The sequence below is a fragment of the Streptomyces sp. NPDC048338 genome (assembly GCF_043201055.1).
In the GTDB taxonomy this organism is placed as follows: Bacteria; Actinomycetota; Actinomycetes; order Streptomycetales; family Streptomycetaceae; genus Streptomyces.
Map to the genome: position 1 here is coordinate 68,464 of NZ_JBICYQ010000018.1, position 21,910 is coordinate 90,373.

Here is a 21,910-nt window from a genome sequence, read left to right on the forward strand (position 1 = left end):
TTCGAAGATCAGAGGCTGCGGGCGGTGATGTCGCCGTAGGACGTGGTCGCGTGGATGTTCAGGCCGGCGTCGGTGCCGTCGGTGTTCCTGAGCGCGTTGTCGATCCGGCCGTGGCCGGTGCCCGCGTCCAGGGAGGCGGAGACGCCGCGGGCGGCGCCGACCGAGATGTCGCCCTGCCCGGTGCGGAGCGTCACCGCGCCGCGCAGCGCCTCGGTGATCTGGATGGCACCCCGCTTGGTGCTGATCTCGGCGGGGCCGCCGAGCCGGCCGACCGAGACGTCGCCGTCGAGGGCGGTGAGGCGGGCACTCGCGGCCTCGTCGAGCTTGACGGAGCGGTAGCCGCCCGCGAAGGCGACGTCGCCGAGCCGTCCGACGCCGCGGAACTCGGCGGCGGCCGCCTTCGCCTCGACACGGGAGCCGGTGGGCAGCTGGACGGTCACCTCGATGGCGCCGGAGTGCCCGAGGAGCTTGTTCTTCGCCGGCGGGACCTCGATGCGCAGGACGCCGTCGCCGTAGACGACCTCGGTCTGCTCCGCGACCTTCACGTCCCGGCCCTTCGAGGCGTCGGCGGGCAGGATCTCGACCGTGGTGTCGGCCCGGTCGGCGGCGATGAACCGGATGCGGCCCCCGGGGATGTCGAGGACGGCGGTCACCGGGCTGGGGGTGTCGAACTTCTGCATCGTGATCTCCTGCTTCCGCGTCGTGCGCTGCGTGGTCCCGCGCTCTTTCTGATGACGGAAACGCTACGTTGCATTCAAGGAAGTGGCAACAAGTTCGTTGCGATGTAATGGCATCACTGCAGGTAGACATGGCAAATTCGTTGCAATGGTTCTCATTTCAATGCAACGGTACGCTCATTGTTCATTGCAATGGATAGCGAATGAACGCTACGCGGGGGCGTCGGAGGCCGCCCCGTCGAGGCCGGGGTGCGACGGGACGGGATCCCTGCCGCCGGGAGAAAGGGGCGCGGCGACGGGAGTGCGGGCCGCCCGCGATCGACACCCGCCCCGCTGTGACTGAGCACGATAGGTGTCGTAATTTCGCGTGCCGACCTGGCTTTTCTTGATGCCCTGAGCGCAACATCTGTCGTCGGATTCGCATCGTTCCTGACGTGCTCAGCGCTCTTTGCAGCCAAGTTGTCGCCAACTTCGAAGATCGCCTCCCTGCCAGGAGGCAAGCAGCTTCCCTGGGGGCATGAGCAAAACCGAGGGCGTATCTGGGCCGGCTGGCAATAAGGCTCCGATTCCGTACGAGCTCGGTTCCCTGTGGTCCCACCGGTGTACATGGACGGATCTGCTGGTGCCCGTCTCACTGGATGCGGGGCGGGATGCCCTGGACCTGTCCGACGGCTGGGTGAACCGGTGGACCGCGACGTGGAGGTACGCCGGGGACGAGGTGACGGGCCCGGTACGCCATCTTGGGCAGGTCCCTGTGGCGGGTCGCGGCCCGATGCGGGGTTTCACCTGGCGGCGGGATCAGAGGCATCGGCCTGGCCTGGGACCGTTGCTGGCGACCGGGCGGCTGCACGCATTCGAGAGCCTCGAAGAGGATCAGTTGCTGGTGGCAATGGACTTTGCCGGTGATCTGGTCGAGGTGCTGTCGCAGCCGCTGTGCATTCGGTTTCGCACCGCGGAGAAATGGCGCAAACACACGCCCGATTTCTTCGCGGTCACGAAGACGGGCACCTGGCTGATCGATGTGCGGCCCAGGCCCCTGATCAAGCCCGAGGACCTGCAGGCTTTCGCGGCGGCCGAGGAAGTGGCAGTGGCTTGCGGGTGGCACTACACGGTCGTGGCCGAGTGGCGTCCGCAGGTGCGGTCCACACTCGGCGCGATGTACGGAAGGCGTCGTCCGACGCGTGACGTGCTCGGGGTCCAGGCCGGTTTGCTCGCCCTCGCCGCAGAGGGCGTGACGTTCGGAGAGCTGGCGGCCGCTCAGACGTACTGGCCGGTGGCCCGGGCTCATCTGCTGCACCTGTTGTGGCACCGCAGGCTCGGGATCGACCTTTCTCTTCCGCTGACGGACAGGTCGCGAGTGGTTCTGGCAGGAGGTACCTCATGAACGCGTCAGCAGCCCTGGACCTCTCACCCGGAGCAGGCATTGTGCTCAACGACGTGGAGTGGCTGGTCGAGCGGCAGGAGCCGCATCTGGGGCGGGTCCACCTGGTGCGGGCGGACGGTGATCGTCAGCGGGTGAGCTTCCGCTTCTTGGTCAACGACCCGAATTGCAGACCGTCGTCACGCACGGCTGCGGAAGGAGCGGACCGAGGGCGTCAACCGGCCACATGGAGCGATGTGAAGCCGGAGAAGCGCCCCTTAATGGAACAGCGCTTCGCCCACCTGATGGAGGTGAAGTGCGGCTTTCGCAGCGGTGATCAGTTCCGCCCTGAGCCGGGTGAGCCGCGTCCCGAGTACGACCCGGACCGCACGACGCTGACCGAGCGACGGGTGGCGAAGGCCGCGGAGCTGTCGGCGTTGCGGCCCGAGGAGACCAGACTGCTCTTGGGCGTCGCCCACGTCGGAGTGCGCACGCTTGAACGGTGGGAACGCCGGCGCAGGAAGTACGGCGTCATCGGCTGTGCCGATCACCGGTGGCTGCGGGCCAGCGGAGGACACCCGAGCATCTGCGAAGAAGTCCGTGAGGCGATCTTCGCAGTGAGGCAGGAGACGCTGCACCGCTCCCGGGTGAGCGCGCGAACCCGCGAGATCATGATCCAGCGCTATGTGCGGGAGACCTTCAAGGACGCTGAGATCGAGGTCCCGAGCTATCACACCCTGCTGCGGGTGTGGAAAGAGTGGTTCGGGCCGGGTGGCGCCCGACCGCGGTACCAGCGTTCGGCCGAACTGCCCACCAAGAACGGACATGTGCTCGTGACGCGGCCGGGCCAGGTCGTCGCCCTGGACACAACGATCCTCCCGGTGATGGTCCGCGAGAATGTCTTCGGGGATCCGGTCACTGTCCACCTCACCCTGGCGCTCGACGTATACACCCACTCCATCTGCGCCTTCCGGCTCACGCTTGTGTCGGACTCCTCCGTGGACGTCGCGATGGTCCTGCGGGACGTCATGCTGCCGCTGCCGATGCGGGCGGAGTGGGGCGAGGACATGGAGTGGCCCTACCCGGGGCTGCCGGCCGCAGTGGTCTCCGAGTTCGCAGGGCACAAGGTGGCCGCACTGCCGTTCTTCACTCCCGAGACCATCACCTCCGACCATGGCTCTGTCTACCGCAACCACCATCTCGTGGATGTTCAGGATGCGATGGGATGCCGGATCCTGCCGGCTCGTGTTCTGCGCCCGCAGGACAAGAGCGCGGTGGAGCGTGTCTTTGGCAGCATCCGATCACTGCTGTTCGAGAAGCTGCCCGGCTACACGGGAATCGATGTTGCCGACCGTGGCGCCGACCCGGAGGGCGACGCGGTACTGACCTTCACCGAGATGGAACACTTCATCGCGACCTGGGTCGTGAAGACCTGGCAGAACCGCAGGCTCGCCGAGTTCGCACCCAGCTGGGATCCGGGCGGTGATCACAGCCCCAACACTCTGTTCGCTGCCTCCTTCGCTCAGGAGGGCTTCGACCTGGACATCCCGTCACCGGAGACGTACTACCGCTTTCTGCCCGAGCATCATGTGAAGCGGATCTACCGGCGAGGCGTGAAGGTCAAAGGTCTCTGGTACGACGCCGAGCTGCTGCACCGTCCCGACCGGCAATCGGCGCGAGGCGGCCGGTACAAACAGCAGTGGGTCATTCACCGCGAACCCCGGGACCGGCGGGTGGTGTACTTCCAGGACCCCGACACACACAAGTGGCACGCCCTACGCTGGACGGGCCTGCCGCCGGAGGGCGAGATCCCGGCCTTCGGGGATACCCGGGTTGAAGAACTTCTCAACCGAGTACGAGAAGCAGGACTCAAGCCGCGCTCTGATACCGAGCTCGTTCCGATTCTTCTGGAGATGCTGGGAGCGGTCGATCCGGTCGAGAGCTGGCCGTCCCAGATGACCAAGTCCCAGCGCATGCAGCAGGCGCGGGAGATCGCCCAGGCTCAGGCAGCTGCTGCGGACCGACCACAACCGCAGGAGCGGGGCGAGTCGCCGCTGCTGGCCGCCGTCGGTGTGCCTGAAGCAGAGCTGCCGTTGCGGGAACGGGCCCGGCAGGCCACACGGAGTCTGGACGCCCATCGGCGTCGGCGGCGCGAAGCGGCTGGGCCACCGCGGCCGTCGCAGCCTGCCTCCCTCGGATCGAGCCGCCGCGGCCGCAACCTCTTCGTGATCGCGGACGACGATGACACGCCCGGCGATCCATCCACAGAACTGCAGGGGTCCGGTCCGCAGGCGACGGAGGAGAAGTGAGATGAGCGACCGGTTCCCAGAGGCACCGGACGAGCCCGTGCCGTTCCTACGCTTCGGCCCCCGGCCGGACAGGACCACTTACGAGGGCTGGCAGGAGTTCCGCAGGACACGCGATCTGTTCGTGCCGGTCAAGAAGATCTCCCTGGCCGAGTACCGACTGCTGAGCCCGCGCAGGAGGTCGCTGCACGACCTGCACCGCGCGGCCACACACGTCAACATGCGGATGGAAGAGACTCCGATGAGCGCGGTGGTAACCACGCTGATGCGTTCTCGTATCCAGAACAACGCAATGCGCATCGGCCCGAGCACTCTCGACGGACTGATGATCAACGGCGGTGGTTACCAGGGCAAAACGGAGACTGCCTGTCGGACCGCCGCCGAGTTCGAGGACACCTGGCGCGACCTGTTCGAGCGGTACCCCGCCTACTACCTCGACCCGATGCCTGGGACCCGGGACCTGATCGCACCGGTCGCCTACTGCCAGACCCCGGTCAAAGCGACCCCGATCGGCCTGTGCGAGGCGATTCTCGACTTCTACGGCGCCCCCTACGGCAGGAACCTGCGCGGCATGATCCGCAACGTCCGCGAATCGATCAAAGCGCACGCCACCACCGTCTTGCTGATCGACGACATCACTCGTCTGAAGATGCACCGGGAGGACGACCAGGACACCCTCGACCTGATCCGTGGCCTGATGGACCTGGACGTCACACTCGTCCTCATCGGCGTGAACATCCCTCGCTCCGGATTGCTCAGGGAGGGCTGGCACGACCCCCGCACCAAACAGTGGGTCTACGCCCCACTGAAGAAGGGCAAGAGCTACAACCCCGACGCCTCCACCCAGACGGAACGCCGCTTCGATCTGGTCAACCTTGACCCCTTCGACTACAGCAGCGACGCGGGCATCGCGGCATTCATCGATCATCTCGTCGGCATTGAGAACCAGATCCGGCTCTTCAACGCCGGACCGGGCACGCTGTCCGAAGGCGAGATGCCCGAGTACCTCTACCGCCGGACCCACGGCATCGTTGGTCTGCTGCGGCGGCTGGCCGAGGACGGACTGGTCAAAGCCATGGAGAGTGGCCTGGAGGACCTGACTATCGACCTCCTCGACGAGATCACGATCAATCTGGGCAACGTTCCCGGCAGAGACGACCGGCGGGACGCCGAAGCCGGAGAGATCCCCGACGTCGACACCGCTCCGAAGCGGAAGCCAGGCCCGAGTCCCAGAAGGAGCCGCAACAGCGTCTACGACGACCGAGGCACTCCTTCGGTGGTCGAAGGATGACCCACCGCCGACTGTCACGCAGCCTCGACCCGCTCGGCGACGAGACCCTTGTCGGCTTCCTTCTACGTCTCGCTCGCCACAACGGTACGACCCCGACTCAAATCGCTTTCCGTATGGGGCTGATGGACGAGATGGGCACCGCTCCGGTGGTCGTCTCGCCGTGGCTGCTCGCGGATATGGAAAAGCCACGTCTTGTCCGGGCGGCGCGCGCGGCAGGCCTGACTGTGGCGGAGGCCGGCAAGCTGTTGCTTGCCCCTATGGGCCATCGATATGGCCTCGTGAGCCACCGATATCGGCCGTGGACGAGCCCACAGCAGCTGGGCCGCCCCAACCGCTGGGTCTTCATGCGGAGCTCCCAGTACTGCCCGCCATGCCTCGCAGGTGACGATGGCCCGCTGGGGCGCCTGTACGGGGGCGCCTGGAAACGGGCCTGGCGACTTCCGGTGGTCTTTGCGTGTTCGCGACACCAGCAACTCCTGAGCCGCGCCTGTCCCAAGTGCCGAGCCCCCGCCCAGTTCGCCCCTAACGGCTTGATCGCTCGCCCTGGCACGGAAGATCTCCACCCCACCCAGTGCCGAGCCACGTCTCCCGCACCGCAAACGGGCTCGGGACGACGCTCGGTCTGCGGGACTGACCTCGCCCGTGTTCGCCTTCCCCGCGCGCTGGGTGACGCGGACTCCCTCGGCGTGCTGCTGGCCCTCCAACATCGCTTGGACGTGTTGTTGTCACCTGACGGGCCCCAGAGAGCCAACAGTTGCGGCCAACTCGTGCCTGTTGCTCAGTACTTCATTGACCTGCGTGTCGTGGCAACCCTGGTTCTGGCCTCCTGGCCCGAGGCCAGCGGTTTTGCGGCGACACCCGCCCTGGCCCAGGCCATCGGACGGGAAGCAGAGCAGCGACTTCGCGACAGCCGACGCCGCACGTCAGGCGCATCGAAGAGACCGTATGGGATCAGCTCGCTGCTCTCGCCTCTGGAATCCTCCCTGACCATGGGCGCAGTACTGGGAATCGCCGAACGCATCCTTGACGGCCGCGAGAAGCAATGGACTCGGATGGCTGTGGGCCCGCTCTTCGGCAGCACCCTGGCGCTGCACCGGGATACCTTCCTGGAACTCGCACGCCTTCCCGGCACTTCCTCCGCGCTGCAGGAGGTTCTCGGAGTAGCGAAGGGACCAACGGACAATTCGAGCCCCGAGCCCTACATCCGTGGCCCGCGGAACGGGTGACCATGCGCCCCTTACCACGCAGTCTCGACCCGCTGCCCGATGAGACCCTCACCGGATTCGTCCTCCGGCTCGCCCACAGGCTGGGTACGACACCCGGTGAGATTGCCGCCCGCACAGGGTTGCCCTCTCGTCTGCCCTTGAGTGTTCTTCACCATCTGAACGACGAACACCTCAAAGGCTTCGCCCGCGCCACACAGCTGACGCCTGCCGAGGTGAGCGGCCTGCTTCTCGCCCCGCTCGGAGAGTGCTACGGGCCTCTGAACCCCGAGCTCACCCCACGCCGTACCCCAGCGCGAATGATCTACGACAACCCATGGGTCTTGACCCGCTCTACGCGTTACTGCCCGCAATGCCTCACCGGGGACCGCAGCGCCGTTCAGGATCTCCACGGTGGGGCGTGGAGACGCCTGTGGCGGCTCCCCGTAGCGTTCCTGTGCGTTCAGCACCAACGCCTTCTCGAGAGCCAATGCCCACGCTGCGCAACACCCGCGCAGTTCGCTCCTGCAGCCAACGCCATCGCGCGCTTGTCCGACGACACACTCCACCCATGGCAGTGCCGTTTCACCGACCGGCAGACATCACAGCGATCCGAAGCAACCTGCGCAGCTGACCTGGCCTGGCTGGATCCGCCTTCCATAGCACCTGACGTGGCCACCATGACAGCGCTCCTGCGAGTACAGCGACAGCTCATTGACCTGCTCGTCGCGAGCGGGCCCGGGACCGCGATGAGCGCCGGCACACCGGTACCCGTCCCCCACTATTTCGCCGACCTGCGCGCCATGGTCGCGATGATCTTTCGGTCCTGGCCCGTCGCCCGCGAGCACGCCAGCACACCCTGTCTGGCCGCCGCCATCGATGCGGAGTACGCCTCCCGCGTCTCGCAGGCCGAGCCCCTGCTCAACACTCTGGGCAAGAAGAAGACCTCCAAGCCCTACACCGTGCCGCCCCAAGGGTGCCTGGCCACCGGTGCGGCACTCGACATCGCGGCGGAGCTGCTCGACGCGCACAGTCCGGTCGATGCCCGACATCGGTTAGCGCCGCTCGTTCAACGTCTAAGAGAGGCCGACCTCGGGCTTAGCACCTGGCTTCGTCGCCCTTCTTGGATCTCGGGCTCGCTGAGGCAAGCCGTCATGGATCTTCCGAGGTAGTAGAGCCTGGAGTGTGATCGTGCAGCTGGCGACGAACTAAGCACGGTTCGGACTTGGGACTAGTGAGCGCTCATTGGATCCGATCACCGAGCGTCGGTACTGCGTGCTCGTGACCGCTGCCGGTCCAGCGCCCGAGAACTAGCCAAAGTTCGTAGTGCAGGAGCCACGCCGACGTCCAGGGCAGGATCGTGTCTGCGAGGAACATGTGCTCGCTCCACTCACCGGGCAGATACAGGCATAGGTCGCCGTCGGGGTAGACGTGCGGAAGAGCAGTGGCGTCCGGATGCAGCGCCAGCGGCGGGTCGATGACAGTCACACGTGGCCGGCGCCGGTGTCGGTAGGTGATCCGTACCGTGTAGATCCTGCTCACGGGGGTCGGCTGCAGTGTGAGCGTGCAGACGAGTTCACCGCCTCGTACGGTCCCGCAGGCGTCCGGTATGGCCGCTTTGATCGCGGCCATCTGACGGCCGAGGTTAACTGCGCGCGCTGGGATGCGGGCCATAGAAGGTGTTCGGCTTCCTGAGAGGACCTGAAACGGTCGTAGAGAGCAGCCCAGTGGCGCCCATCCGTTGACCGGTCGGGGCCTTCATACGGGTCCCGTAGCTCGCGAAGGAGCGCATCACCGGGCCGGCTTCGAAGGATTTGATGAGCTGGGAGTAGACCACGTCCAGGCCCTTTGACTCCGACAGGGCCAGATTGTCCATGATTTTATTGATTTCGGTGGACCAGGAGAGGAACGCCTGTCGTCGGTCAGGGTACTCATTCCACTTGTCGGTGAAGTTCTCTTCTTCATGAGCTGGGTTGGGGACCCACCACTGATTGCCGCGCTTCTCGATGAGGCGCGGCATAGCAGCGAGTACGTTGCGCACGGCGGTGAAGAGATCATCCTCGCCGCGGTAGGCGCGGCCGGCCAGTGTGGTCAGGAGGATGGACGGCGGCCGGTTGTCGGTGTCGTCGGCGAAGAAGAGCATGCAGTGCCACTTGAGGATTTGGACAAGTCGCTGCAGGGTGCTGCGGATGTGGTGCTCGGGGACTTTTGCGACGCTGGCGACGAGCCGCTTTTCAAGCAGGGCCTTGGAGAGTTCCGAGCGAGCACGGAACCAGTCCGCGTAGCCGAGGGGATTGCTGTGCTGCCACTTGTGGAGCTTCTTGTCTGTCAGGAGGATTCCGGTCGGCGGGTGATTCTCGTCAGGGATGGCGGGAAGGACGTCGAGGTGAAAGCCGCGGTACCCGAGGGTCCAGCAGCGGCGGCGGGATTCGAGACTTTCGGGGCCGTCGGTGTGGCCTTGGCGCTGCTTCCAGCGTCGGTAGGCGACCAGTTGGTCACCGACTCGCTGCTTGAGTTCCTCCTTCGTCGTGCTCTCCGGTTGCAGAGGGAGCTTGCAGACGAGGTCGATGTCGTACTCGCCGGTCTCGGTGTTGGGGCGCACCACGGTGCCGAGGAGGAAGGACCCCTGAGAGTGAATCTCCCATCCGGGACTGCCGTTTTCGGCGAGCCAGGTTCCCACCTCTCCGTACCGGTCGATCGCGGCGTCGTGGAGGTCGGGGGCGATGTCGAGGACTTCCACAGCGCCGTCGAGCAGCATGGAGAGCATCTTTTCGGGCGAGTCGGTGTTGCCCCGCGTCTGGTGGTACGCGCTCATGTCATCCCTTGCGAGCGGAGTGGAGGGGGACGAAGGCCGGTGCGTGGTGATCGCAGAAGGTTCGGTGGACGGCCGGGGAGACGTCGCGGCTGACGTGGCCGGCCAATCCCGAGAGGGTTTGGATGTCGACGTCGTCCAGGGCGACCGCTCCCGTGGGGACCGTCGGGTTGAGGCGGAGCACGTTCTCCTTGCCGACGAAGTGGCGTACCTGCTTGGCCGCGCTCTCGCTCTGCGCACGCATGAGTACCTCGACCGCATCGCCAGCCCAGGGCAGCAGGCCTCCGCGGTCGAGACGGCGATGGCGGTGACGGACGTCGGTCGTGGTCCCGAGGCTGAATACCCGGATCGTGCTGAGGGGCACAGACAGCGGGCCCACGGCTTCGGTCAGCGCGACCATGGCCGGGTTGTTCGCCCAGACACCGCCGTCAACCAGCCGTGCCCCGTCCAAGGGCATCCCGGGCAGGTAGGTCGGCGCGGCGGAGGTGGCCAGCGCGACATTGACGGCTTTCTCACGCCAGTCGCGCTTAAGGCCAGGAAGGTGTGGGGTTCGGAAGAGGTAGACGTCGTCGGCGGCGATGTTGTAGGAGGTGATCACCAGGCGTTTGGTGCTCTCCCCGAAGGTTCGGTCGCCGAAGACTTCGGTCAGGGCCGCGCGCAAAGGCTCCGTGCTGTACTTCGCGCGCATCAGGTGCCTCAGACCGCGCAGGCGGCTGCGGTCCCGGAAGATGCGCGGTCCATGATCGGTGTAGAACTCCAGGATCTGCTGCGGGGACAGCCCGAGTCCGAGGCCCAGCGCGATGATGCCGCCTGTCGAGGTACCCGCGATCAGGTCAAAGTGATCGGTGATACGGACACCGAGATCGTCTTCGAGGCGTGCCAGGACCGCAGCAGAGAACATGCCACGGAAGCCGCCGCCGTCGAGGGCCAGTATTTGGAAACGCTCCGTCACTCCAACCGCCCCTGCACCATGGGTCCTTCGAAGCTCCGCCAGTCAGGGCCGGATCCCCACCATCGAGAGTACTTAATATCACGACACGCATTTCTGTGCGGGTTTCTGCGAGCGAGTCGTAAGGTCTGTGTCGACCGCGCCCCTGGAGCGTGCGCGGCTTCGTGTCCGCCAAGATGTGGAGACCAAGATCAGACAGGTCAGGCAAGGGGAAAGATGAGCACGCAGGCGTTCGAGCGCTCTCGGCTGCGGACCGCCCGCGAACTGGCCGGGCTGAGCCAGACGCAGCTCGCCCGCGAGAGCGGGCTCACTCCTGCCGCGATCAGCCAGTTCGAGAGCGGCGCTACAAGGCCCAGCCCGGACACAAGCGGTGTCCTGGCAGCCGTCCTCGGGGTGCCTCCGGGGTTCTTCCATGAACCGATGGCTGAGAGTCATGAGGGCTTCTTCCGGTCACTGCGCCGGACCTCGGTGTCCGACCGCCGCCGCGCACGGGCCATCGCTCACGTCGCCCACGACCTGGCCGTCCACGCCTCGTCTGCGGACCGGTTCTCCGTCGGCGACGTGCCGAGGCTCGGCGTCAGCGGACTGCAGGCCGAACGGGCCGAGATCGAGAAGACCGCGGCTCGAGTACGGACGATGTGGGGGCTGCCTTCAGGGCCAATCCCCGACGTAGTGGGACTTCTTGAGACGCACGGGATCGCGGTGATCCGCCTTCCCCTCGGCAACACAGACGTCGACGCCTTCTCTCTGCCGTTCCCCGATCATCCGGTCATTGTCTTGGGCACCGACAAGAACGATCGTGCCCGTTCCCGCTTCGACAGCGCGCACGAACTCGCCCACCTCGTGCTGCATGGCGAGCAGATCTGGGGCGTCAGAGAGGTCGAGACCCAGGCCCACCAGTTCGCGGCGGCTTTCCTCATGCCTGCCGAGGACATCCACGACCAGTTGCCGACCACGGTCGACTGGCCGACCCTGTTCGCGCTCAAGCGGCAGTGGCAGGTGTCCTTGGCCGCTCTGCTCATGCGTGCCCGGACTCTGGGGCGCATGAGCGAAAGCACTTACCTGACTGCCATCAAGGCGGCGTCAGCCCGGGGATGGCGCCGTGTTGAACCGGTCCCGCTCGGCGGGCCGGAGCAGCCGACAAGGCTCCTCGCCTACCTCGCCTCTGCCGACAGCGCCCCGGCGCGGGTTGTCCTACCGTCCCAGGTCGTGGAAAGCCTCCAGATCGCGGCCGCGGCGTGACAGTACCTACTCGTCCGCACAAGTCATCCGTACGCAGCCGCACCCACGCAGTCCTCACCTGAGTGGGCGTCCAACAGTCCGTGGGCTGGCGCCCTATCCGTTACTGCCCCTTGCCGCCGTCCGTGCGTGAGATCTCCGAGGCCTTCTTCTTGTGGCTGAGGGCTTCGGCAATCAGCTCGCGGCACACTTCGATCAGCTCATGCGGTCGGTCACGTACACCTCCCAGACGAACGGCTCGCTCCACAACTGCCTCATCGTCCAGTGAGTCGAGCCAGGTCCTGAGCGTTTCCGCCTCGGAGCCATTCGGGGAAGGAGCGAGGACTTCGACGAGACCGGCCCGGGCCACGACAGCCGACATCCTGGCCCGGGCACGCACAACAGCGGGCGTGCGACCTGCCGTCGCTAGCTCGGCGCGCAGGTCTGCCCGCCCGACCGAGATGTCAAGCTGCGGGGGCAGCGGGCTCACCTCGTAACTTCCGGTGACAAGGATGGGGATAGCTACGGTGCGCACCCACTGCTCAAGAAGCTCCAGTTCATGGGCGGCGATGACCCACACCCCGGTGTGAGGTCGCTGCAGCGAAACTGTCGGTACTACGGAGAAGGGAATGCGGGCACCATGCGGGGCACTGGCAAGTACGTCGCCTTGCCGTAGGGGCAGGCCGTCGCCCGGCTGCGGTCGCGGTTTGAACGGAAGCGCAACATGCAGGTTGCTCTGCGGATTATCTGGGTATACGGCACCGAGCCGGGTCGCTGCGACAGCGGGGGTACGGTGCTTGGCCAGGTTGGTGTGGGCGGCCAAGAGCCGCAGCGGATGCTCATTGGAGTCCCGGCACTGGAACGGCTGCAGTCCCTCAATGCGCTGCGCAAGAGGCGTGCCGACAAGAAGCGGCGGAAGCCGGCGGCGTCGGCCGTCTCGGAACCACTTGGTAAGCGCTCCGGCGTCCGTGACGGCGGGCAACTCGACACCCCGCGCCTCCTCTTCGGTCAAGTACCGCCCGAGGTTGGCCTCAACTTCCGCGTACAGAGTGTGTTCCAACGCAGCCCGCAACTGGGTGAGAGCGTCAGCCACCAGCCGGGTTACTGCTTCTGGGAGAGGTGCAATCGCCTTGACCACCACATCCACCCGGTCACCCGTTACCACCTCAGCGAACGTGATCGGTCCTCGCTCGGTGTAATCATGAGTGAGCCGAAGCACCCGGTCGATCGTGTGATCCACATGGGCCAGCGTCGCGACCACGTGAAGCTGGTGGTCCGGCAGCCAGGAGTGGTCCATGTCGTCAGGGCTCATAGATATGACCCTAGCGATGGGCTCCCCGAGGCTACTGCCAATTATGGCTCGGGCGGTTTCAGTTGTAGTGAGGGTTGGCCATGACCATGGCGCCTCGAACTGTGTCACAAGGCCAAGGAGCACCGTCGCACCCAGTGCACATAGGTTCAAGGCGGTTGCTCGGCGCATGCGCGGCCAGCTGAGGCGCTGCCACACTGCGTGCCCACCGTTCATCGGCGGACATCCCGCGGTCCGTTTCGCCGGCGAGCCGCACCGCTGAGTCGTACGCCGCAAGCTGCTCGCCAATTTCACCAGTCATAGGGAGCGAGGCTACCGAAGTTCCTTCGTTGGGCTGCTCCTCAAGTTGATGGCGTAGCGGTCGGGCTGGCTCCAGCACGCCGATCCGTCGACCGGCTGACTGACCCCATAGCCCCACTCAGGGCGACTGACGCTGAGGTGTGTCAGTCGGTCTGAGCCGCAACCGGCACGATGCGCAGTAGGGCAGCCACCATGGCGATCATCGTCTCAGCCTCGGCTCGGGTGTACGTGAACGCCTTGGTGATCGCATCCTTGTGCATTGCGCCGCTGGCCTGGTCCTCTAGCGCCGCGCGAATCCAAGACCACCGTTCATCCCGGAGGCGCTCACGGGCCTGCTTGTTGCCCGGCCAGGACCATGTGCTGATGTCCCGGATACGTTCTAGCGCTCGGCGGGCCTCAAGGATGGCGCCGTCGACGTCGTTGTTCCCAAGGCGGCGCTGTGCGTCCAGCAGGTACTGGGTGGCCTCCTGGCGAGGCTCGTCATCGGAGGGGAAGGGGATGGACATCTCCACGGCGAGGGTGTTACCGAGCCCTTGAAGCTGTTGGCGCCACCGGCTCTCCGCGACGTCGAGGTACAGGACAGCCGGCGGGCAGCCCGGGTACCCGGTCGCCTGAGGTAGTAGGGCACGCACCTCAACCTCCAGGCGTAGATCGCCGGAGCGGTGCTCTTCCAAGGCCCGAAGCTGTGCGCTGGTGATTATGTACTGCAGGTGTGGCCGCGTGAGCTCGCCCTGTCGGAACGGAACTGTGACCACGGATGAGCCGAGCCAGCCGCGGTGACCGTTGCCGTAGGGTGCGTACAGATCGGTCTCCAGATGCAACACCCGTCCCGCCTCGGTGGCCGCCGGGGCCTGTACCTCCAACTGCAGGCGCAAGCTGTGTGCGCCCAGCGCCTTGAGGACCATGAGGCTGTTGTCCCGGTGTCCGATGGCTATGGACCCGATCGGTTCGTCGAAGCGCAGCTCGTCCATCGCGTCATGCCTCCTGGTAGTTCGCGTGCCCCCGCTCATTCTCGCTTCCGTCCCCTGTCGGAGGACGAGGTTCCCGTGGTTCGTTGCAAGATCTACTAGGTGTCGTAGCGATGCGAGAGCGTGGGCCGATACTGGAGGCACGGAGCTGCTTCGGCGGCACGGGAGCACAGATCGGGCCAGCCTTGGCCTTGCAGCGCATAGCCCGAGACGGGGCAGTACGACACACGTTGCCGGGGCCGGACGGAAGATTTTATCGAGTGGTGTTGTCAGCTGGACGCTGAAACCTTCCGTGCGACGGCTCCGTCGGTGCGAGCGCACCGGCCACCTCAGTGCCCGGTGCGCCTTGGCGCGCGGTTCCCCGCGCGGCGTTGCGGTGGTTAGCGTTTGACGCGGCTACGGACGGCCAGGACCGCGAGCCCAAGGAGAAGGGGTTCGACTAGAGCGTGTCTCTTTGATCGGTTGGTTAGTTAATCGGATGTGTCCGTCCGATTGGTGATCACTGATGCGATGTGGGACCGGATCGAGCCGTTGATGCCGGCCGATCCGGTCCGCGGCCGACGGTGGGCCGATCACCGTCGAACCTTGGAAGCCATCGCGTGGAAGTACCGCACCTGCTCGCCCTGGCGGGACCTGCCGGACGAGCTCGGCTCGTTCCAGACCGCCCACAAACGGCTGATCAGGTGGGCCGTGGACGGAACCTGGGAACGCATCCTCGCCGCAGTTCTGTCAGCGGCGGACGGCAACGATGACGTCGGCTGGACCGTGTCGGTGGACTCGACCGTCTGCCGGGCCCACCAGCACGCCGCCGGAGCCAGGAAAAGGGGGCACCAGGCCAGGCCGAACCCGACGACCACGCGCTCGGACGCTCTCGAGGCGGCCTGAGCACGAAAGTCCACCTCGCCAGCGACAGCCATGCACGACCGCTGGCCCTCCGCGTCACCGCAGGTCAGGCGGGCGATGCCCCGGCCTTCGAGGCCGTCATGGCCGCCATCCGTGTGCCGAGAAGGGGACCCGGACGCCCGAAGACCCGACCTGACACCGTCCTGGCGGACCGCGCGTACTCATCCCGCGCGATCCGAAGCCATCTCCGTCGGCGTGGAATCCGCGCTGTCATCCCTCAGCCCTCCGACCAGATCGGCCACCGCCTGCGACGAGGCCGCGCCGGCGGTCGCCCACCCGCTTTCGACGCCTATGCGTACAAGCAGCGCAACGCGGTCGAGCGATGCATCAACCGGCTCAAGCAGTGGCGTGGCCTGGCCATGCGGACGGACAAGCTCGCTATTGCCTATCAGGCCGCACTCCACCTCGCCGCCATCCTCATTTGGACACGCTCAAGCATCCTGGCCCACTTTTGAGTCTGCTGCCAGGCAACCCCGGAGGGGACAGGTCACGCCATCCGTGTCGATGCCATGGCCGTGGCAGACAATGCCGACATGGCTCCTATCTCTGCTGCCTCGCGCCTGGTCGCGGTCGCCGCCCGCGAGGCCCTTCACCCGCTTGGATTGCTTCAGCGTGGGCGGTCGCGCACCTGGATCGACGACCAGGCCTTGTGGCTCGGCGTCGTGGAGTTCCAACCATCGCAGTGGAGCCAAGGATCCTATCTCAACGTCGGCGTGATGTGGCTATGGCGCGATACCGATCACCTGGAATTTCACGTTGGTGGTCGCGAGGTGGAGCACGAGCCGTTCGCGGACGAGGCCCAGTTCGCGCCCCTCGCAACGGGCCTCGCACGCATCGCGGCGGACCGAATCACCATGTTCCGAGGCCAGTTCGACAGTTTGCATCACGTTGCCGAACAACTCGCAGCTACCCCTCCCCGACGCGGGAACCCATGGGACAACTACCACACCGGTATCGCTGCAGGGCTTGGTGGGGACGCCTCTACGGCTCGTGATCGACTCACCCGGGCAACACAGCAATTGTCCAATTGGGACACACCCTGGGCGGCCGATGCTCGCCAAACCGCAATGCAGCTCCGCGACCTGGCAGACGACACCAGAGCCCTCCAGACCTGGGCAGCCAAACGAATCGCCTCGTGCCGGCGGAAGCTGAAACTCGGACCGCCCCCAACTGAGATGCCCAAAGAGCTTTGGCTCCCTTCAACACCACCCAGTCACGGGACTCGAAGCACTGCGACTGATCAAGGAGACACTCCCTAGGCGGGAGGTCATCTCGGTGTAGGTGCCCGCGGTAGTCAGATCCTGGCCGGAGGAGCGGAAGATCACTGAGTTGATCACCACACGTACGGATTTCTCGAAACGCTTGGTGGTGACGCGTTCACTCAACGGGCCGGTTGGGTTGCGCGGGTCGGGTGTATCGGTGATGAGTTTGAGGTTCTGCCCGGCCTTGACCTGCTGGCCGGTGGTTTGCGGTTTCGGTTCGTTGGCGGGCAGGCCCCACAGCATCATTACCGTGATCGTGGCTGCCACGGCGACTACGAGCCAGGCTAGGGCGCGCATAGCGCGAAGCCCGTAGCCCGACAGCGCCCAGTAGACGGTTAGAACCACCCGCTCACCGAAGGGGCGAGTGCTGTCGTGCCGGCGCATCTCGCATTCGCCGTAGTAAAAGTCGGCGGCGTCTGGCTCGTTCTTGCCGTCCTCCAGGGACTTGCGCAGTTGCCGGTACAAGGCGGCCACTGCCGCTGGCTTCAGCTCGGGGGCGCCCTGCGGCGGGGGCGTCCAGCCAAGGGCTGTGACCGGCCCGGAGCGGCGAGCGGTGCGTACCCGCCAGTGATGTTCTTCGGTCAGCGTGTTGCGTCGGCTCCACCGCCAGGGGAATCGCCGACTCCAGCCTGTGGGGGTGGCAGCGAAGGTACACCAGCCGTCCACCTTCATCTGGTCCAGATGCACAGCGCCAGCGAACCTGCACCTCTTCAGATCGATGTCATGCAACGCCAAGTGTGCGGCATCCACCCCACCTACCGACGCCAGGTGCACGCCGGACTTTTCGCCGGATAGCTTTGCCTCCGATAGCGGGATACTCGATCCAGAGCGGAGAAAGGGGCCGGAGCGGGCGGCAACCATAACCGGGTACTCGAAGACCGCATCCTGTAGGTCCAGTTCGGCGTAGCGCAGGTGCAGTGTGGCGGTCGATGTCCATCGTGTGCGCACACAACTCACCTGGCGGGCGGCGATCTCGACCGTCACCGGCTGCTGGAACACTGCGCCATCCAGCACCACCTGCCTTCCGCACACCAGCGGCCCCAAAATTGGTGTCATTTCAAACCGTGCCTCGCTGAACTTGGCGTCGCTGGAGAACGTTGCCCCGTCCAAACCAACAAGACCTTTGAAGGCTGCCGCGTTGAAGTCGGCTTCGCCTTCGAGGGCCGCTTCGCTGAAGTCGGCGTTGCGGAAGAAGGTCGCCCTGCCGAAGCGGGTCTCTCCGGAGAACGTCGTCCTGCTGAACTGAGCCTCTCCGGAGAACGTTGCCGCGCCGAAGCGGGCCTCTTCGGAGAACGTCGTCCTGCTGAACTGAGCCTCTCCGGAGAACGTTGCCGCGCCGAAGCGGGCCTCCCTGGAGAACATTGCTCGGCTGAACTGAGCCGTTTTGGAGAACTTTGCTCCGCCGAAGCGGGCCTGACCGGAGAAGGTCGCCTCGCGGAACCCAGCACCACTAGAGAACATCGCCCCGCTGAACAAGGCTGCGCCGGAAAAGGCCACCTGACCGAATCGGGCGGCACCAACAAACGTCGCCTCCTCGAACCGGGCCTCTCCGGTGAAGGTTGACTCGCTGAATCGTGCGACATCAGTGAACGCCGCCCCCTTAAACGCAGCGGCACGAGCGAAGGTCGCCCCGACGAACCTGGCGACACCAAAGAACATCGCCCCGTCGAACCCTGCGTTGCCGGAGAAGAAGGCCCGATTGAACGGGGCGTCTCCAGAGAAGGTCGCCTCGTCGAACCGGGCGTCGCCAGCGTGGAGCCTGCCGGTGTTGGGGTCAGTTAGGGCGTTGAGTAGCTGACTCAGCAGGCCAGGGGTGAAGGAGGTACCGCGGTGGTCTATGTCGTCGCCGGGCGACAGAGCCGCGAGGTAGGCGGTGCGGTCGGCCTCGGGCAGGTGGGCCAGGCACGCGGTGTGTCCATTTACGTGGATGCCGCGGCAACCGACCGGCTCGGTTGCGGGGGCGGCGCCATGGCCGCAGTGCCGCCACTGTGGCGGAGTCAAGGGCCGAGCGGGGCTTACAGACGTCATGCTTCAAGGACGATCAGCCCGGCCGAGTAGTTGCTTGGCCTCTTGTATCGAGGGGCGCAGGACTGATGTGCCTCTGAAGGCGGCACTGAAGCGAAACGTGCGCTACCGAAGTCCTCGGAGCGATCCGACAGATGTCCTGCAAATACGACACTTATCTTGCTCAGTCACACCCGCCCACCCCGTGACACGGCGCACTATTGCAAGCAGGTGCTTGCAATAGTTAGCGGAGGGTGGCATCGTCGGAGCATGGCATCACTGAACGTCGGCAATCTCGGCGAGTACCTCCGCGAGCAGCGGCGCTCCGCGCAGCTGTCCCTGCGGCAGCTCGCCGATGCCGCCGGGGTGTCGAATCCGTACCTGAGTCAGATCGAACGCGGTCTGCGCAAGCCCAGCGCCGAGGTGCTGCAGCAGGTCGCCAAGGCCCTGCGGATCTCCGCCGAGACGCTGTACGTGCGGGCCGGGATCCTCGACGAGAAGGAGCGGGAGGAGCTGGAGACGCGGGCTGTCATACTCGCCGATCCCTCGATCAACGAGCGGCAGAAGCAGGTGCTGCTCCAGATCTACGACTCCTTCCGCAAGGAGAACGCCGCCGATGCCGCGGCGACGACGGTCACGGATTCCGCCGACGGAGCGACCGGGGCCCACCGGGCCGCCGGCACCTCCGACGCCGTCGACGCCCCCGCACCGCCCGAGGCCGAACGACCCTCGACCTCGACCCAGCCGTAGCTCCAGCAGTCGTCGTCGCAGTACGTACCCATCCGGGAGGACCACACCCATGGCCATCATCGAAGAACTGCGTACCCCCCTCTACTTCGCCGCCGGCACCGCCGACCTCGCCGTCCAGCAGGCCAAGAAGGTGCCCGGGCTGATCGAGCAGATCGCCGCCGAGGCCCCGGCCCGCATCGAGGCCGTGCGCAAGACCGACCCGAAGGCCGTGCAGGAGAAGGTGTCCGCCGGCGCCAAGGAGGCGCAGGCCACCGTCACGTCGAAGCTCGCGGAGGTCGTCGGCACCCTCGACACCGACCTGAAGAAGCTGGGCGAGACCGCCCAGGACCTGGCGCTGCGCGGGGTCGGCGTCGCCGCGGAGTACGCGGTGAAGGCCCGCGAGAAGTACGAGGAGGTCGCCGCGCACGGCGAGGAGGCCGTCCGCGCCTGGCGCGGCGAGGCTGCCGAGGAGCTCACCGAGATCGCCGTCGTGGTCGAGCCGGACGCGGTGAAGGAGCCGGAGACGAAGGCCGCGGCCGAGGAGCCCGCCGCCAAGAAGACGCCCGCCGCGCGCAAGGCGCCCGCCCGCAAGGCGACGGCCAAGAAGACCGCCGACGCCACGGAGCACTAAGGCGGGGCACCAATCGAGGTGCCCGGTGCGTTGTACCGGGTACCTTGACCGCGAGGCGCTCCAACCATTCACGAGGCGGTGCTCAGTATGTTGCGCGACGGGTTCGATTCCATCCTCTCGCTGGTGATCTGGCTGGTCTTCATCGGCTTCGCCGTGGCCTCGTTCGCGATCGCGGCGACCGTGCGCGAGGACGCCTACCGCGCCGCGGAGAAGCAGACCAAGAAGTTCTGGCTGATCCTGCTGGGCATCAACCTCGCCCTGAACCTGCTGCTGCCGGGGATGCTGTTCCTGCAGATCGCGGGCCTCATCGCGGCCATCGTCTTCATGGTGGACGTGCGGCCCGCGGTCCGGCAGATCTCCGGCGGCGGGGGCGGCCGGCGCGGCGGCTCCAGCAGTGACGGACCGTACGGCCCCTACAACGGCGGACGGTAGCCCTTCGCGGTCACGGAGCGCGGGACACCGGCGGACGCCGTCCCCGCCGGCCGCGACACAGGTGGGAAGCAGGGCCCGGGAGTCATCCCCGGGCCCTTTCCAGTGCCAGGACCGCCACGTCGTCGGTCAGTTCCCCGCCGTTCAGCGCGCGCACCTCGGTGACCGCCGCGTCCAGGAGCTCCTCGCCCCGCAGGCCCCCGGCCAGCTGCCGGTTGATCATCTCGACCATCCCGTCCTGGCCGAGCCGCGGCGAGCCGGGGCCCGCCGAGCGGCCCTCGATCAGGCCGTCGGTGTACATCAGCAGGCTCCACGACGCGCCCAGTTCCACCTGCCGCCGCGGCCAGCGGGCGCGCGGCAGCAGCCCGAGGGCCGGGCCGCCGTCCTCGTACGGCAGCAGGCGGGCCGGCCGGTCCTTGCGGGCGATCAGCGGCGCGGGGTGTCCGGCCAGGCACAGGCCCGCACGGCGCCCGTCCGGGGCGATGTCGACCGTGCACAGCGTCGCGAAGATCTCGTCGCTCTCCCGCTCGTGCTCCAGGACCTGCTGCATCGTCGAGAGCAGCTCGTCCCCGCACAGCCCGGCGAAGGTCAGCGCCCGCCACGCGATCCGCAGCTCGACGCCGAGCGCCGCCTCGTCCGGGCCGTGCCCGCAGACGTCGCCGATCATCGCGTGGACCGTGCCGTCCGGGGTGCGGACGGTGTCGTAGAAGTCGCCGCCGAGCAGAGCGCGGGAGCGTCCGGGCCGGTAGCGGGCCGCGAACCGCAGGTCGGAGCCCTCCAGCAGCGGGGTGGGCAGCAGTCCGCGCTCCAGCCGGGCGTTCTCCTGGGCCCGCAGCCGTGACTCGGCCAGCTTGACCTGCACCGCGTCCGCCCGCTTGCGCTCGACCGCGTAGCGGATCGCCCGGCTCAGCAGCCGACCGTCCAGCTCCTCGCGGAAGAGGTGGTCCTGGGCACCGACGCGGACCGCCTCCGCCGCCAACTCGGCGTCGGCCGACGCGGCGAGCGCCAGGACGGCGTGCCGGGGCGCGAGCCGCAGCAGGTGCCGCAGCGGCGCCAGCGGGTCGTCGCCGGCGGCACGCGGCCCGGGCAGCGCGAGGTCGACCAGGACGCAGTGCACGTCGTCGGTGAGCAGCCGCTCGGCCTCGGTGAGGTTGCGGGCGGTGCGGATGCGGACGCGAGTGCCGTCCGCGTCCAGCAGTTCGGGTACGGCAAGGGCACCCGCCGGGTCGTCCTCGACGACCAGGAGGGTGAGGTCGGTGCCTGCCGCGGCGGTGGCAGCGCCGGTCGCCGCAGCAGAGTCGGTTCTCTGTCGCGGTACGGGTACGGACATCGGTCCTGGTTCCTTCCCTCCCCCCGAGGGCGCGGCGGACGCCGAACGACGACCCGCCAGACCGGGACCATAGCGGTACCCCGGCGGGCAGCGGAATGGTGATCACGGTACGGGCATCGGGGAGCGGATGGCATATGCCGCGCATGGGGGCGTTGTTGCCCGCGAAGCCATGACGAACATCACGTGGCGGACCGCCGCCGGCGAGCGTGACGGGGGCCACGGACGCCTCG

Annotated in this window: 19 protein-coding genes and 2 pseudogenes; 12 read left to right on the plus strand and 9 right to left on the minus strand. The window is 66.7% G+C overall.

The window, feature by feature from the left end; translation table 11 throughout:
- Positions 1-8 precede the first annotated feature (8 nt).
- Positions 9-680: a hypothetical protein gene (locus ACGFZF_RS34065; RefSeq protein WP_393560655.1), complete on the minus strand. Its 672-nt coding sequence runs from the start codon at positions 678-680 to the stop codon at positions 9-11.
- Positions 681-1,194: 514 nt separating this feature from the next.
- Here ACGFZF_RS34065 and ACGFZF_RS34070 point away from each other — a divergent pair.
- From ACGFZF_RS34070 to ACGFZF_RS34100, 7 genes and pseudogenes are all read left to right on the plus strand, one after another.
- Complete coding sequence (locus ACGFZF_RS34070) at positions 1,195-2,061, plus strand: TnsA-like heteromeric transposase endonuclease subunit (protein WP_393560657.1); 867 nt, start codon at positions 1,195-1,197, stop codon at positions 2,059-2,061.
- Complete coding sequence (locus ACGFZF_RS34075; protein ID WP_393560659.1) at positions 2,058-4,346, plus strand: transposase; 2,289 nt, start codon at positions 2,058-2,060, stop codon at positions 4,344-4,346. Before ACGFZF_RS34070 ends, ACGFZF_RS34075 begins: the two co-directional genes overlap by 4 nt.
- A gap of 1 nt (position 4,347) precedes the next feature.
- Entirely contained in the window at positions 4,348-5,634 is a 1,287-nt protein-coding gene (locus ACGFZF_RS34080; protein ID WP_393560661.1) for an AAA family ATPase, read from the plus strand.
- Positions 5,631-6,053: pseudogene (locus tag ACGFZF_RS34085) on the plus strand (TniQ family protein); the annotation flags it as partial. The gene ACGFZF_RS34080 and the pseudogene ACGFZF_RS34085, both read left to right, overlap by 4 nt.
- A gap of 267 nt (positions 6,054-6,320) precedes the next feature.
- Complete coding sequence (locus ACGFZF_RS34090) at positions 6,321-6,860, plus strand: hypothetical protein (RefSeq protein ID WP_393560824.1); 540 nt, start codon at positions 6,321-6,323, stop codon at positions 6,858-6,860.
- 2 nt (positions 6,861-6,862) lie between these two features.
- A pseudogene (locus tag ACGFZF_RS34095) lies at positions 6,863-7,306 on the plus strand (TniQ family protein); the annotation flags it as partial.
- A gap of 210 nt (positions 7,307-7,516) precedes the next feature.
- The gene (locus ACGFZF_RS34100; RefSeq protein WP_393560826.1) at positions 7,517-8,008 is read left to right on the plus strand and encodes a hypothetical protein; all 492 of its coding nucleotides are present in this window, start codon (positions 7,517-7,519) and stop codon (positions 8,006-8,008) included.
- A gap of 70 nt (positions 8,009-8,078) precedes the next feature.
- Here ACGFZF_RS34100 and ACGFZF_RS34105 read toward each other — a convergent pair whose 3' ends face one another.
- The 3 genes from ACGFZF_RS34105 to ACGFZF_RS34115 are packed head-to-tail and all read right to left on the minus strand — an operon-like array spanning position 8,079 to position 10,600.
- On the minus strand, positions 8,079-8,468 hold the full coding sequence (locus ACGFZF_RS34105) for a hypothetical protein (protein WP_393560663.1): 390 nt from the start codon (positions 8,466-8,468) through the stop codon (positions 8,079-8,081).
- A gap of 13 nt (positions 8,469-8,481) precedes the next feature.
- Positions 8,482-9,651 (minus strand): cyclic GMP-AMP synthase DncV-like nucleotidyltransferase, encoded by a 1,170-nt coding sequence (locus ACGFZF_RS34110; RefSeq protein WP_393560666.1) that lies wholly within the window; start codon positions 9,649-9,651, stop codon positions 8,482-8,484.
- A gap of 1 nt (position 9,652) precedes the next feature.
- Positions 9,653-10,600, minus strand: coding sequence for a CBASS cGAMP-activated phospholipase (locus ACGFZF_RS34115; RefSeq protein ID WP_393560668.1), 948 nt, complete (start codon positions 10,598-10,600; stop codon positions 9,653-9,655).
- Between the two features lie 213 nt (positions 10,601-10,813).
- Here ACGFZF_RS34115 and ACGFZF_RS34120 point away from each other — a divergent pair, with 213 nt between their 5' ends.
- Complete coding sequence (locus tag ACGFZF_RS34120) at positions 10,814-11,839, plus strand: ImmA/IrrE family metallo-endopeptidase (protein WP_393560670.1); 1,026 nt, start codon at positions 10,814-10,816, stop codon at positions 11,837-11,839.
- Positions 11,840-11,939: 100 nt separating this feature from the next.
- On the opposite strand, the gene ACGFZF_RS34125 is transcribed toward ACGFZF_RS34120, so the two are convergent.
- Both ACGFZF_RS34125 and ACGFZF_RS34130 read right to left on the minus strand, forming a co-directional pair.
- Positions 11,940-13,127: a hypothetical protein gene (locus tag ACGFZF_RS34125; protein ID WP_393560672.1), complete on the minus strand. Its 1,188-nt coding sequence runs from the start codon at positions 13,125-13,127 to the stop codon at positions 11,940-11,942.
- A 440-nt stretch (positions 13,128-13,567) separates the two neighbouring features.
- Positions 13,568-14,395: a hypothetical protein gene (locus ACGFZF_RS34130; RefSeq protein WP_393560674.1), complete on the minus strand. Its 828-nt coding sequence runs from the start codon at positions 14,393-14,395 to the stop codon at positions 13,568-13,570.
- A gap of 477 nt (positions 14,396-14,872) precedes the next feature.
- On the opposite strand from ACGFZF_RS34130, the gene ACGFZF_RS34135 reads away from it, so the two are divergent.
- A protein-coding gene (locus ACGFZF_RS34135; RefSeq protein ID WP_393560676.1) for an IS5 family transposase occupies positions 14,873-15,750 on the plus strand; the annotation gives its coding sequence in 2 pieces (ribosomal slippage) (positions 14,873-15,224 and positions 15,224-15,750; 879 coding nt in all).
- Positions 15,751-16,017: 267 nt separating this feature from the next.
- Here ACGFZF_RS34135 and ACGFZF_RS34140 read toward each other — a convergent pair.
- Together ACGFZF_RS34140 and ACGFZF_RS34145 are read right to left on the minus strand one after the other, a co-directional pair.
- Positions 16,018-16,194: a hypothetical protein gene (locus tag ACGFZF_RS34140; RefSeq protein WP_393560678.1), complete on the minus strand. Its 177-nt coding sequence runs from the start codon at positions 16,192-16,194 to the stop codon at positions 16,018-16,020.
- Positions 16,195-16,494: 300 nt separating this feature from the next.
- Entirely contained in the window at positions 16,495-18,585 is a 2,091-nt protein-coding gene (locus ACGFZF_RS34145) for a pentapeptide repeat-containing protein (RefSeq protein WP_393560680.1), read from the minus strand.
- A gap of 246 nt (positions 18,586-18,831) precedes the next feature.
- Here ACGFZF_RS34145 and ACGFZF_RS34150 point away from each other — a divergent pair, with 246 nt between their 5' ends.
- From ACGFZF_RS34150 to ACGFZF_RS34160, 3 genes are all read left to right on the plus strand, one after another.
- Complete coding sequence (locus ACGFZF_RS34150; protein ID WP_393560682.1) at positions 18,832-19,311, plus strand: helix-turn-helix domain-containing protein; 480 nt, start codon at positions 18,832-18,834, stop codon at positions 19,309-19,311.
- 49 nt (positions 19,312-19,360) lie between these two features.
- On the plus strand, positions 19,361-19,921 hold the full coding sequence (locus tag ACGFZF_RS34155) for a hypothetical protein (protein WP_393560684.1): 561 nt from the start codon (positions 19,361-19,363) through the stop codon (positions 19,919-19,921).
- An 87-nt stretch (positions 19,922-20,008) separates the two neighbouring features.
- On the plus strand, positions 20,009-20,353 hold the full coding sequence (locus ACGFZF_RS34160) for a DUF2516 family protein (protein WP_356607279.1): 345 nt from the start codon (positions 20,009-20,011) through the stop codon (positions 20,351-20,353).
- A gap of 82 nt (positions 20,354-20,435) precedes the next feature.
- On the opposite strand, the gene ACGFZF_RS34165 is transcribed toward ACGFZF_RS34160, so the two are convergent.
- Positions 20,436-21,680 (minus strand): SpoIIE family protein phosphatase, encoded by a 1,245-nt coding sequence (locus tag ACGFZF_RS34165; RefSeq protein WP_356607160.1) that lies wholly within the window; start codon positions 21,678-21,680, stop codon positions 20,436-20,438.
- Positions 21,681-21,910: the final 230 nt, after the last annotated feature.